At 71.0% G+C, this 12293-nt stretch carries 11 protein-coding genes and 1 riboswitch; of the genes, 6 read left to right on the top strand and 5 right to left on the bottom strand.

Annotated elements, in window-relative coordinates; genetic code table 11:
* Window positions 1-150: 150 nt before the first annotated feature.
* The 6 genes from ACFVQG_RS16920 (at window position 151) to ACFVQG_RS16895 (ending at window position 7174) form a co-directional block, all read left to right on the top strand.
* A complete protein-coding gene (locus ACFVQG_RS16920) occupies window positions 151-771 on the top strand; it encodes a heme-copper oxidase subunit III (RefSeq protein WP_210919028.1) in 621 nt (206 codons plus the stop codon).
* Between the two features lie 63 nt (window positions 772-834).
* Window positions 835-1647, top strand: coding sequence for a c-type cytochrome (locus tag ACFVQG_RS16915; protein WP_383382832.1), 813 nt, complete (start codon window positions 835-837; stop codon window positions 1645-1647).
* Window positions 1644-2702, top strand: a complete 1059-nt coding sequence (locus tag ACFVQG_RS16910; protein ID WP_383382827.1) for a Rieske 2Fe-2S domain-containing protein — start codon at window positions 1644-1646, stop codon at window positions 2700-2702. Before ACFVQG_RS16915 ends, ACFVQG_RS16910 begins: the two co-directional genes overlap by 4 nt.
* Window positions 2699-4336, top strand: a complete 1638-nt coding sequence (locus ACFVQG_RS16905) for a cytochrome bc complex cytochrome b subunit (protein WP_383382824.1) — start codon at window positions 2699-2701, stop codon at window positions 4334-4336. The genes ACFVQG_RS16910 and ACFVQG_RS16905 overlap by 4 nt, the downstream gene beginning before the upstream one ends.
* A 152-nt stretch (window positions 4337-4488) precedes the next feature.
* Window positions 4489-5553, top strand: coding sequence for an anthranilate phosphoribosyltransferase (trpD, locus tag ACFVQG_RS16900; protein WP_383382821.1), 1065 nt, complete (start codon window positions 4489-4491; stop codon window positions 5551-5553).
* A gap of 75 nt (window positions 5554-5628) precedes the next feature.
* Window positions 5629-5745, top strand: a riboswitch (SAM riboswitch).
* Between the two features lie 100 nt (window positions 5746-5845).
* Window positions 5846-7174, top strand: a complete 1329-nt coding sequence (locus tag ACFVQG_RS16895) for an aminotransferase class V-fold PLP-dependent enzyme (protein ID WP_383382818.1) — start codon at window positions 5846-5848, stop codon at window positions 7172-7174.
* Here ACFVQG_RS16895 and ACFVQG_RS16890 read toward each other — a convergent pair.
* The 5 genes from ACFVQG_RS16890 to ACFVQG_RS16870 form a co-directional block, all read right to left on the bottom strand.
* A complete protein-coding gene (locus ACFVQG_RS16890; protein ID WP_383382815.1) occupies window positions 7129-8322 on the bottom strand; it encodes a glycerate kinase in 1194 nt (397 codons plus the stop codon). The two genes, ACFVQG_RS16895 and ACFVQG_RS16890, sit on opposite strands and share 46 nt — an antisense overlap.
* Window positions 8323-8410: 88 nt before the next feature.
* The gene (locus ACFVQG_RS16885; protein WP_383382812.1) at window positions 8411-9826 is read right to left on the bottom strand and encodes an SLC13 family permease; all 1416 of its coding nucleotides are present in this window, start codon (window positions 9824-9826) and stop codon (window positions 8411-8413) included.
* A gap of 57 nt (window positions 9827-9883) precedes the next feature.
* Entirely contained in the window at window positions 9884-10546 is a 663-nt protein-coding gene (locus tag ACFVQG_RS16880) for a response regulator transcription factor (RefSeq protein ID WP_383382809.1), read from the bottom strand.
* Window positions 10543-12036 carry a sensor histidine kinase gene (locus ACFVQG_RS16875; protein WP_383382807.1) on the bottom strand — a complete coding sequence of 498 codons (1494 nt, stop codon included), beginning with the start codon at window positions 12034-12036 and terminating at the stop codon, window positions 10543-10545. Before ACFVQG_RS16875 ends, ACFVQG_RS16880 begins: the two co-directional genes overlap by 4 nt.
* Window positions 11969-12265 carry a small secreted hydrophilic protein gene (locus ACFVQG_RS16870; RefSeq protein ID WP_383382802.1) on the bottom strand — a complete coding sequence of 99 codons (297 nt, stop codon included), beginning with the start codon at window positions 12263-12265 and terminating at the stop codon, window positions 11969-11971. The genes ACFVQG_RS16875 and ACFVQG_RS16870 overlap by 68 nt, the downstream gene beginning before the upstream one ends.
* Window positions 12266-12293: the final 28 nt, after the last annotated feature.

Genomic DNA, 12293 nt, shown 5'->3' with positions numbered 1-12293 from the left:
CCGGGACGTCAGCGTCGTACGGAAAGGCCTGTTACGGCGGATGCTACTCCCTCGGACAGCCGCGCTGAACACCTCGTCAGGGCCGGTCGCGGGCCAGCAACACTCCGAACGGCACCCCCCGGAGTGAGGGCGGGATAAGCGACCGACATAATGTCGGTCGTGGCGACAGCAACGACAGTAGATACCGGGCACGCGCACCCGTCGGTCAACCGACCGAACCTCACCAGCGTCGGAACCATCATCTGGCTGAGTTCCGAGCTGATGTTCTTCGCGGCCCTCTTCGCGATGTACTTCACCCTGCGATCGGTGACGGGTCCCGATTTCTGGAAGGAACAGGCCGACGCCCTGAACTTCCCGTTCTCGGCGACGAACACCACGATCCTGGTGCTCTCCTCCCTCACCTGCCAGCTCGGCGTGTTCGCCGCCGAGCGCGGTGACGTGAAGAAGCTCCGGATGTGGTTCATCGTCACCTTCATCATGGGTGCGATCTTCGTCGGCGGTCAGGTGTACGAGTACACCGAGCTGGTCAAGCACGAGGGGCTCTCGCTCTCCTCCGACGCTTACGGCTCGGCGTTCTACCTGACCACCGGCTTCCACGGACTGCATGTGACGGGCGGACTCATCGCCTTCCTGCTGGTCCTCGGCCGCACCTACGCGGCCCGGAGATTCACCCACGAGCAGGCGACCGCCGCCATCGTCGTGTCCTACTACTGGCACTTCGTCGATGTCGTCTGGATCGGCCTCTTCGCCACGATCTACATGATCAAGTAGCCGGGCCCGCTCCCGAACCTTCCCGAAGCATCGACGCAGAAGATCCTGACACCGGGGTAATCCGTGAAAAAGCTCTCCGCACGACGACGCCATCCGCTGGCGGCGGTCGTCGTCCTACTCCTCGCGCTGGCGGCCACTGGGGGGCTGTACACCGCGTTCGCGCCCGCGGGCAAGGCGCAGGCCGACGAAACCGCCCAGTCCCTCACCATCGAAGAGGGCAAGAAGCTCTACGCAGTCGGCTGCGCCAGCTGCCACGGCACCGGCGGTCAGGGCACCTCCGACGGCCCCAGCCTGGTCGGCGTGGGCGCCGCGGCCGTCGACTTCCAGGTCTCCACCGGCCGGATGCCGGCCGCGACCTCGCAGGGCGCCCAGGTGCCCCGCAAGAAGAACGTGTACTCCCAGGCCGAGATCGACCAGCTCGCCGCGTACATCGCCTCCCTCGGCTCCGGTCCGGCCGTGCCGACCGAGGAGCAGTACAGCGCCGAGGGTGCCGACATCGGCCGCGGCGGTGAGCTGTTCCGCAACAACTGCGCACAGTGCCACAACTTCACCGGCAAGGGCGGCGCCCTCACCAAGGGCAAGTACGCGCCGACCCTCGAGGGTGTCGACCCGAAGCACATCTACGAGGCCATGCTCACCGGCCCGCAGAACATGCCGTCGTTCCCCGACAGCACGCTGACGGAGCAGAACAAGAAGGACATCATCGCGTACCTGAACGCGGTCAACGGCGATGAGTCGGAGACCCCCGGCGGCATGGAGCTGGGCGGCCTCGGGCCGGTCAGCGAGGGCCTCTTCGCCTGGGTCTTCGGTCTGGGCGCACTGATCGCGGTCGCCGTCTGGGTCGCCGCTCGGACCGCAAAGGCCAAGAAGTCATGAGTAGCCAAGACATGCCAGAAGAGAACCTGCCCGCTGAGCAGGACACCACCCACGGCGCGGTAGGCGTCGCGGACGAGAAGCACCCGTTCGCCGACCCGGGCCTGCCGCCGCACGAACTCCGGGTGCAGGACATCGACGAGCGGGCCGCCAAGCGGTCCGAGCGCGCGGTCTCCCTGCTGTTCACGGTGTCGATGCTGGCCACCATCGGCTTCATCGCCGCGTTCGTGTCGATCCCGGTCGACAAGTCGGTCTACATCTTCCCGTTCGGCCATGTCAGCGCCCTGAACTTCGCGCTGGGCACCACGCTCGGCGTCGCGCTGTTCACCATCGGCGCGGGCGCGGTCCACTGGGCCCGCACCCTGATGTCCGACCACGAGCTGGTCCAGGAGCGGCACCCGGTCGAGGCGTCGCCCGAGCTGCGCGAGACGATCCACGAGGAGTGGCGGCAGGGCTCCCGCGAGTCGCAGCTGGGCCGTCGCAAGCTGCTGCGCAACACCATGCTCGGCGCGCTGACCCTGGTTCCGCTCACCGGTGTCGTCCTGCTGCGCGACCTCGGTCCGCTGCCCGGCACCAAGCTCCGCCACACCCTGTGGAGCAAGGGCAAGCTGCTCGTCAACATGAACACGCACGAGCCGTTGCGGCCCTCGGACATCGCCGTCGGCTCGCTGACCTTCGCCAAGCCCGAGGGCCTGGACGAGCACGCCGAGGACTTCAACAACGAGATCGCCAAGGCCGCCCTGATGATCGTCCGGCTGCAGCCGGGTGACATCAAGGACAAGCGCGAACTCGAGTGGTCGCACGAGGGCATCGTGGCGTACTCCAAGATCTGCACCCACGTGGGCTGCCCGATCTCGCTGTACGAGCAGCAGACCCACCACGTGCTGTGCCCCTGCCACCAGTCCACCTTCGACCTGTCCGACGGGGCCCGGGTCATCTTCGGCCCCGCCGGTCACGCCCTGCCGCAGCTGCGGATCGGCGTGAACGACGAGGGCTACCTCGAAGCGCTCGGCGACTTCGAGGAGCCCGTCGGCCCTGCATTCTGGGAGCGCGGATGAGCACTACCGCCAACACCGAGACCCGCACCCGCGGGAAGGCTCCGGCCGGCGAGCGCCTCGCCGACTGGGCCGACGGCCGGCTGGGGATCTACTCCCTGTCCAAGAACAACATGCGCAAGATCTTTCCCGACCACTGGTCGTTCATGCTGGGTGAGGTCGCGCTCTACAGCTTCATCATCATCATCCTCACGGGTGTGTACCTGACGATGTTCTTCCACCCGTCGATGAACGAGGTGGAGTACCACGGCAGCTACGTCCCCATGCAGGGACAGCTGATGAGTGAGGCGTACAAGTCGACGCTGGACATCAGCTTCGACGTCCGGGGCGGTCTGCTGATCCGGCAGATCCACCACTGGGCGGCGCTGATCTTCCTCGCGGCGATGTTCGTGCACATGATGCGCGTGTTCTTCACCGGCGCGTTCCGCAAGCCGCGCGAGGTCAACTGGCTGTTCGGCTTCACGCTGTTCGTCCTCGGCATGTTCACCGGCTTCACCGGTTACTCGCTCCCGGACGACCTGCTCTCCGGCACCGGTGTCCGCTTCACCCAGGGCGCGATCCTGGCCACGCCGATCATCGGCACGTATCTGTCGATGTTCCTGTTCGGCGGCGAGTTCCCCGGCCATGACTTCGTGGCGCGGTTCTACTCGTTCCACATCCTGCTGCTGCCGGGCATCATGCTCGGTCTGGTGGTCGCCCACCTGATCCTGGTGTGGGTGCAGAAGCACACCCAGTTCGCGGGCGCGGGGAAGACCAACAAGAACGTCGTCGGCATGCCGTTCATGCCGGTCTACGTCGCGAAGGCCGGAGGCTTCTTCTTCCTGGTCTTCGGTGTCATCGCGGTCATCGCGGCGGTCGCGCAGATCAACCCGATCTGGGCCATCGGCCCGTACCGCCCGGACATGGTCTCCACCGGCGCCCAGCCCGACTGGTACATGGGCTTCGCCGAGGGTCTGGTCCGGTACTTCCCGGGCTGGGAGGTCAACTTCTGGGGTCACACGCTCGTCCTGGGCGTGTTCATCCCGCTGGTCCTCTTCGGCCTGGTGCTGGCGGTCTTCGCGGCCTACCCGTTCATCGAGGCCTGGATCACCGGCGACAAGCGCGAGCACCACATCCTGGACCGTCCGCGCAACGCCCCGACGCGTACCGCGTTCGGCGTCGCCTGGATCACGATGTACATGGTCACGCTGGTCGGTGGTGGCAACGACCTCATCGCCACCCACTTCCACCTGTCGATCAACGCGGTCACCTGGTTCGTCCGGATCTTCTTCTTCGCCGGACCGATCATCGCGTTCATCGTCACCAAGCGGATCTGCCTCGGCCTCCAGCGCCGGGACCGCGAGAAGGTGCTGCACGGCCGGGAGACCGGCACGATCAAGCGCCTGCCGCACGGTGAGTTCATCGAGATCCACGAGCCGCTCAGCCAGGACCAGCTGCACACCCTCACGGCGCACGAGCAGTACAAGCCGGTGGAGATCGGCCCGACGGTCGACGAGAACGGTGTGGAGCGCAAGGTGAAGGGCTCCGAGAAGCTGCGCGTCAAGCTCAGCAAGGCGTACTTCAACGAGGAGGCGCAGATCGCCAAGCCCACCGTCGAGGAGTACAAGGAGATCACGAGCGGCCACGGCCACCACTGATCCCGCGTTCGCCACGCCACGCTGAAGGGCCCCCGTCCAGATGGGGTTACCCCCTGCTCCTTGGAGCTTGGGGGAGGACGGGGGCCCTTCGCCGTGCCCGGACCTGGATAGGCTGGGCCCATCGACATCTCTACGACGATCAGGAGCGGCTGATGAGCGCTGTGACCCCCGCTGGAGGCGACACCGCGGCGGGCCGTTCCTGGCCCGCTCTGCTGAACGGCCTGCTGGACGGCCAGGACCTGAGCGCCGACGCCACCGCCTGGGCGATGGACAGGATCATGAGCGGTGAGGCGACGGACGCCCAGATCGCCGGGTTCGCGGTGGCGCTGCGGGCCAAGGGGGAGACCGTCGAGGAGATCTCCGGCCTGGTCCGGACGATGTACGAGCACGCCCATGTGATCGAGGTGCCGGGGGACACCGTCGACATCGTGGGCACCGGCGGCGACGGCGCCAAGACGGTGAACATCTCGACGATGTCCTCGATCGTCATCGCCGGTACCGGCGCGAAGGTCGTCAAGCACGGCAGCCGGGCCGCGTCGTCGGCGTCCGGCGCCTCCGACGTGCTGGAGAAGCTCGGCGTCAATCTGGAGCTGACGCCGCAGCGGGTGGCGGAGGTCGCCGAGGAGGCCGGGATCACCTTCTGCTTCGCGGTGAAGTTCCACCCGGCGCTACGTCATGTGGCCGCCGCCCGCGGCCAGTTGGGCATCCGGACGACCTTCAACTTCCTCGGCCCGCTCACCAACCCGGCGAAGGTGCGGGCGCAGGCCGTGGGGGTCGCCTCGCTCCGGATGGCACCGATCATGGCCGGGGTGCTCGCCGAGCGCGGCAACTCCTCCCTCGTCTTCCGCGGCGACGACGGCCTGGACGAGCTGACCACCACCTCGACCTCGCGGGTGTGGGTCGTCCGGGACGGCAAGGTCACCGAGGAGGCCTTCGACCCGGCGGACGTCGGCATCGCCCGGGTGCCCGTGGAGGCGCTGCGCGGCGCCGACGCCTCCTACAACGCCGAGGTCGCCCGGCGGCTCCTGGACGGTGAGCGGGGTCCGGTGCGGGACGCCGTACTGCTCAACTCGGCGGCGGCGCTCGCGGCGCTGGAGCCGGAGGACGGGCCGCTGGTGGACCGGATCCGGTTCGGCATGGAGAAGGCGGCGGAGTCCATCGACTCGGGCGCGGCCAAGCGCACCCTGGACCGCTGGGTGGCGATCAGCAACGCGTGAGTTCCGCAAGGGCGCGGTCCATTATCCGGACCGCGCCCTTGCGTACCGAAGATCGTATGGCAGGATGCTGTACCAGGTCATGAGTGACAGCTGTTAGGCCCCGGCTGGCTGTCCGGCAACCCTCCGTCCGTGGCGGGGTGCCCCGGGTGAGGACCAGGCCGTGAACAGCAAGGTTCATGGCAAGCGCGGTCGTCGAGGAGTTCTTCCGTGAGCCAGCGAATGCGATAGGGCCGCCGAGCCCCGCCTCCGCGCACCTCTTCTCCTTCTCTCTTTCCTGTCACGGGAGTTCGCCATGTCCGTCGCCACATCCGTTTGTGCCCCGCTGCCCGTTCTGGGTGGGGATGTCATCGTTCCTCTCGCCGATGGGCGCGAGGTGCCCTACGCCGCCCTCGACTACGCCGCCAGCGCGCCCGCGCTGCAGCGGGTCTGGGACGACGTCGCCGCGTACGCGCCGTACTACGGGAGCGTGCACCGGGGGGCCGGGTACCTGTCGCAGCTGTCGACCGAGCTGTTCGAAAAGGCGCGGCGGACCGTCGCCGGGTTCCTCGGGTGCCGGGAGGACGACCAGGTGGTGTTCACGCGGTCGACCACCGACTCCCTCAACCTGCTCGCCGCCGCCCTGCCCGAGGGGTGCCAGGTCTTCGTGTTCGAGACCGAGCACCACGCCGCCCTGCTGCCCTGGCGGCACGCCCGGGTCAGCTGTCTGCCCGCCCCGCGCGGTCCGCGCGAGGCCGTGGCCCTCCTGGAGCGCGCCCTGGCCGACCGTGACCCGCACGGCCCCGCCCTGGTCTGTGTCACCGGCGCCTCCAACGTCACCGGCGAGCTGTGGCCGGTGGCCGAGCTGGCCGCCGCCGCGCACGCGCACGGCGCCCGGATCGTCCTGGACGCGGCCCAGCTCGCCCCGCACCACCCGGTGAGCGTCCGTGACCTGGACGTGGACTGGGTCGCCTTCTCCGGGCACAAGCTGTACGCGCCCTTCGGCTCCGGTGTGCTGGCCGGGCGCGCCGACTGGCTGCGGGACGCCGAGCCGTACCTCGCGGGCGGCGGCGCCAGCCGCAGTGTCGTCCGGCGCCCGGACGGGGGAGTGGAGGTGGCCTGGCACGAGGGCGCCGCCCGGCACGAGGCGGGCTCGCCCAACGTCATCGGCGCCCACGCCATCGCCTCGGCCTGCCAGGCGCTCACCGAAGCGGGCTTCGAGAACCTGGTCGCGAGGGAGCGCCACCTGATCGACCGGGTCCGCGCGGGTCTGGCCGATGTGCCCGGGGTCAGGTTCCTGTCCCTCTTCGGCGCCGACGCCCCGCGCGTGGGCGTGCTCTCCTTCGTCGTCGACGGCTGGGACAGCGCCGACTTCGCCACCGCCCTGTCCACCGGGTACGGCATCGGGGTGCGCGCGGGCCTGTTCTGCGCCCACCCGCTGGTCCGCACCCTGCTGGGCGGCGACCCGGCGGCCGAGGGCGACTGCGAGACCCCCGGCGACCTCAACGCCGTCCGCGTCAGCTTCGGCGCGGGCACCCCGGACGAACACGTCGACCGATTCGTACGGGCCGTGCGCGAGCTGGTGGCCACGCCGTGCGGTCAGCGCACGGCGGACGGCAGGCGGGTGCCCGCGACCGCCGGGTGAGTCGGCAGCCGGGCGCCCAGCAGGATTATCCGTACGGCGCGTTCGGTGGCGTCGGTGAGCAGCTCGGCGCCCCGCACCAGCGCCTCGGCCAGCTCCATCGGCGCGGGCACGATCCCGTGGCAGGCGTCCACCCCCGGCACCTCGTGGGCGCCCTCGCCAAGGGTCCCGGCCAGGGCGAGGACCGGGCGCCCGGACAGCTTGGCGCGCCGGGCCACCTCGGCGGGGACCTTCCCGCGCGGCGTCTGGTGGTCCAGGGCGCCCTCGGCGGTGATCACCAGGTCGGCGCGGGCCAGCCGGGCGTCCAGGTCCAGATGGCCGAGGAGCACCTCGAAGCGCGGCAGCAGCCGGGCGCCCAGCGCGGCGAGCCCGGCGCCGAGCCCGCCCGAGGCGCCGGTGCCCGGCCCCTGCCGCAGGTCGGTGCCGGGCGGGGCGAGGTCGCGGGTCAGGACGTACGCGAAGTTCTCCAGCCCGGCCGACAACTGCTCGACCTGCGCGGGTGTGGCGCCCTTCTGCGGGCCGAAGACCCGGGCCACTCCGCGCTCGCCGCACAGCACGTTGTACGGGTTGCAGGCGACGCGCAGCTCCGTGTCCCGTAGCCGGGGGTCGAGGCCGGAGGCGTCGACGCGGACGAGTCGGACCAACTCCCGTCCGCCGTGCGGGAGTTCGCGGCCGTCGGCGTCCAGTAGCCGGGCGCCGAGCGCCTGGAGCGCGCCCGCGCCGCCGTCCGAGGTGCCGGAGTCGCCGCAGCCGACGAGGATCCGCCGCACGCCGGTGTCCAGGGCGGCGCGGAGGAGTTCGCCGACGCCGTACGTGGTGGTGGCGCCGGGGTCGCGCAGGGCCCGGGGGACGAGGGAGAGTCCGGCCACGGCCGCCATCTCCACCACGGCGGTCCCGTCGGTGCCGAGCAGGGCGAAGTGGGTGCCCAGGCGGGCGCCGACGGGGCCGGTGGCGGTCACGGCGACCAGCCGCCCCCCGGTGGCGGCGGCGAGCGCGGCGGCGGTGCCCTCGCCCCCGTCCACCAGGGGGACCGGGTCGATCTCGGCCTCCGGCAGTACCCGGCGCACCCCGGCGGTGATGGCGTCGGCGGCGGCCTCGGCGGACAGGGACTCCTTGAAGCCACTGGGGGCCACGACGACTCGTTCCAGCACGGCGGTCTCCTTCAGGGAATGCGGGGAATGCAGGGAATGCAGGAATGCAGGGACCTCAGGGACCTCAGTGAACTCAGGGACGACGAGGTCACGGGGTCACGGGCACGCCGAGCAGCGGCCACACCGCGACGGCGAAGAACAGCACCAGCGCGGCGGTCAGCGGCGCCAGCACGACGGACAGCCGCAGCAGGTCACGCGGGGTGTAGGTGGGGGTGCCGGGCAGCTCGGCGAAGAGGGCGACCGGCTTGGCGGAGGCGGGCAGGGTGTGGCAGAACCCGGCCGCCGCGGTGGACGCCAGCGCCGCCGCGACGGGGTTGACCCCGGCGGCCACGGCGGCGGCGACCACCAGCGGCACGAGCACCGAGGAGCGTGCCGAGCGGGACTGGAGCGCCAGGTGCGCCACCGTGCTGACCGCCACGACGACCGCCAGGAAGGCGACCGGCCCGACGCCCTCGGGCAGCCCGGAGACCAGCCACCCGGCGGCCCCGGAGTCGGTGAGCGCGACGCCCATCGCCATGGTCGCGGCCATGAACAGGAGCAGCGGCCAGGGGACCGTCCGCAGCGCGTCCTTCAGGCGTACGGTGCCCAGCGCGGGGGAGGCGGCGACGACCGCGCCGATCAGCGCCACCACCGCGGGCGGCACCCGGTGCAGCGGCTCGGTGCACCACAGCACCACCACGGTCGCCAGCAGCAGGGCGCAGCGGCTCTCGGCGGGGGTCAGCGGACCGGTGACGGGACTGTCGCTGTGGCGCTGGATCTCCTCGGCGGTGATGTGGACGGGGCCGCGCCGGTCCGCGCGCCGGGTGGTGGTCAGCAGGACGGTCTCGGCGGCGAGGTGGGAGGAGACCACCGCCAGCGGCAGCCCGAGCAGCAGCCACTCGGTGAAGCCGACGCGTTCCCCGGCGGCCTCCCACAGCACCGACACGGTGATCAGATGGGCGCCCGCGCCGATCAGGGTCGCCACCGCCGACAGCAGGATCACGGTCGGGAAGAGCAGCGCCAGCATCACCACCAGCCGTCGGCGGTCGGCGAGCGCCTTGGCCAGGGCCAGGAACACCGGCAGCGCGAGCGCGGCCCGGCCGGAGGTGGCGGGCACGGCGAACGCGGTGACGACCAGCGCGGCCGTCGTCAGATGCGTCAACTGCCGTACGGTGCGGGCCCCGCCGACCAGGAACGCCGCCGCCCGGCCCGCGAGCCCGGTCCGGGTGACCGCCGCCGCCAGCACGAAGGCGCAGATCAGCAGCCATACGGTGGGGTCGCCGAGGGTGCCGAAGAGGGTGTCGCTGCTGATCACGCCGGTGGCGGTGAGCGCGAGTCCGGCGCCCAGCGCGATATAGGTGTCGTCGACCGGGGTGCCGATCCAGGCGCAGGTCGCCAGCGCGAACACGGCGAGGGTGAGGCGCGCGTCGCCGCCCAGGGAGGGGAAGTTGGCCGGTACCGCCAGCAGGGCGCACAGGGAGAGCGCCGCGCACAGGGCGATGGCCGACCGTGGGTTGAGTGTCACGTCATCGAGCGTTCACCCGGGCGGTGAGCGGTCGATGAGCCGGACATGAAGAGGATTTCACGCCGAGAGGCGGTAACCCATCCCCCGTACCGTCTCCACCCGCTGCGCGCCCAGCTTCTTGCGCAGGGCGCGCACGTACACGTCCACGATGTTCGAGCCGGGGTCGAAGTCGTAGCCCCACACGTGGGAGAGGATCTGCTCGCGGGAGAGCACCTGCCCCGGATGGCGCAGGAACAGCTCGAGCAGCACGAATTCACGGGCCGTCAGGTCGACGGTCCGCTCGTCGGCGCGGGCGCGACGGGTGCGCAGATCGAGACTGAGCGAGCCGGACCGCAGCACCGTCACCTCCGGCGCCCTGGCCGCCGTACGCAGCCGCAGGCGTACCCGGGCGAGCAGTTCCTCGAAGCGGAACGGTTTGGTCATCCAGTCGTCGGCGCCGCCCTCCAGACCGGCGACGGTGTCCCGTACGGAGTCCCGCGCGGTCAGCACGATCACGGGGACGGTGACGCGGGCCTCGCGCAGTTCGCGCAGCACCGTGAAGCCGTCCCGGCCGGGCAGCCCGATGTCCAGCACCACCAGGTCGAAGCCGCCGGTCAGGGCGTACTCGTAGGCGGTGTCGCCGTCGCCGACGACGGTGGTGGTGAAGCCGTTGGAGTGCAGACCCTTCTGGACGAAGGACGCGATGCGTTCCTCGTCCTCGACGATGAGGATCCGGTTCATGTGGGTGCCTCTTCCAGGGTGAGTACGAAGGTGGCGCCGCCGCCCTCGGTGGGGCGCAGGCTCACTCGGCCGCCGTGTCCCTCGGCGATCGCCTTGACGATCGACAGACCGAGCCCGGCGCCGGAGCCGCGGGCGCCGCGACGGGCCGTGCCGCGCCGGAACCGCTCGAAGATCAGCTCGCTGTCCTGCGGCTGGACGCCGGGACCGCTGTCGGCGACGTACAGCTCGACACGGCCGCCGTCGGCGCGGGAGCCGATGCGGATGGTCTGGCCGGGGGCGGTGTGCTGCACGGCGTTCTGCGCCAGCTGCACCATCGCCTGGGTGATCCGCTGCGCGTCGAGCGTGGTCTCACGGTCGGCGACCTCGGCGAGCTGCCAGTCGCGGGGGCCGAGGGTGCGGGCCTTGACGTAGACGTCGGCGGTGAGTTCGGCGAGCTGGACCGGTTCGGGGGTGACGAAGTCGGGCCGTTCGGCCTTGGCGAGCAGCAGCAGATCCTCGACGATCCGGCTCATCCGGTCCAGCTCGTCGGTGACCAGCCGGACGGTCTCCTCCCGCTCGGCCGGGTCGTCGCCCATCAGCTCCAGATGACCGCGCACGATGGTGATCGGGGTGCGCAGTTCGTGCCCGGCGTCGTCGACGAACCGCCGCTGCGCGGCGAAGGCGCGCTCCAGCCGGTCCAGCATCGCGTTGAACGTCTCGGCGAGGGCGGCGATGTCGTCGTGGCCGCGCACCGGGATACGGCGGGTGAGGTCCTGCTCGGTGAGCTGCGCCGCCGCGCCGCGCACCAGTCGCACGGGGTGCAGGATCCGTCCGGCGACCACCCATCCGATGCCGGTGGTGAGCAGCAGGGCGACGCCGGAGATGGCGAGCAGGATGCGGAAGACGTCGTCCGCGCCCTCCTGCTCGCGCCCGGGGTGGAAGGCGACGACGAACGCGGCGTCCGGTGCACTGCCGTGCCGCGCGATCTCGACCTTGGCCCAGCGGATCTCGCCGTCGGGCCGGTCCAGGGTGCCGGAGGAGTGCGGCGAGTCGAAGACACGGCGGCGGGCCTCGGCGTCCCGGTGCAGCGGGAGCGCCACCGGAATGCTCCGTGGCTGACTGATCTGCGCGGGGTCCGGCTCGCCCGCCCGCTGCACGAGCCCGATCAGCTCCTCGTCGGGATCGGCGTACTGCCGCTCCAGGAACACGTACAGCAGCCGGTGCGGGTCGGTGAAGGGCCGACCGTTCTGCGGATCGAGCCCCCGTTCCTCGAAGTTGGCGAACTCACCCGTCTCCTGCGCGAGCAGACCGCTGACCCGGTGGTCGACATCCCTGAGCAGGATCGTGCGGGTGGTCGCCGCGACCGACCCGAGCGCGACCGTCATCACGAGCAGCAGCCAGAGCAGAATCCGGACCCGGGCGGAGATCCGGCGCCGGGGGCGGTCAGCCGTCGTCACCGGTGCCGTCGTCACCGGTGCCGTCGTCGTCCCGGCCGTGTCCGTCGTCGTCATCGTCGTCGTCACCCGTGGGGCTGTCGGCGGTCACCGGGGGCCGGGACACGACCTCGTCGTCCGGCACCGACGCGGAAGGGCTCGGCGAGGGCGAACCGCTCTCCAGCTCCACGGCGGGCGGCACCTTCGGCGGGTCGGGGCTGTCGGTCAGCGCGAAGCTCGTCGCGGCGATACCGAGCGGGATGAGCACGACAGCGGCGAGCGCCGCCATCCGGCGGGAGAAGACCATGCCTCGACAGTGCGCCCGGGGGCCGTGG

Origin of the sequence: Streptomyces sp. NPDC057877, assembly GCF_042796855.1 — a bacterium.
In the GTDB taxonomy this organism is placed as follows: Bacteria; Actinomycetota; Actinomycetes; order Streptomycetales; family Streptomycetaceae; genus Streptomyces.
Note: the sequence above shows the minus strand (reverse complement) of the source record. Positions and strands in the feature narration are given on the sequence as shown.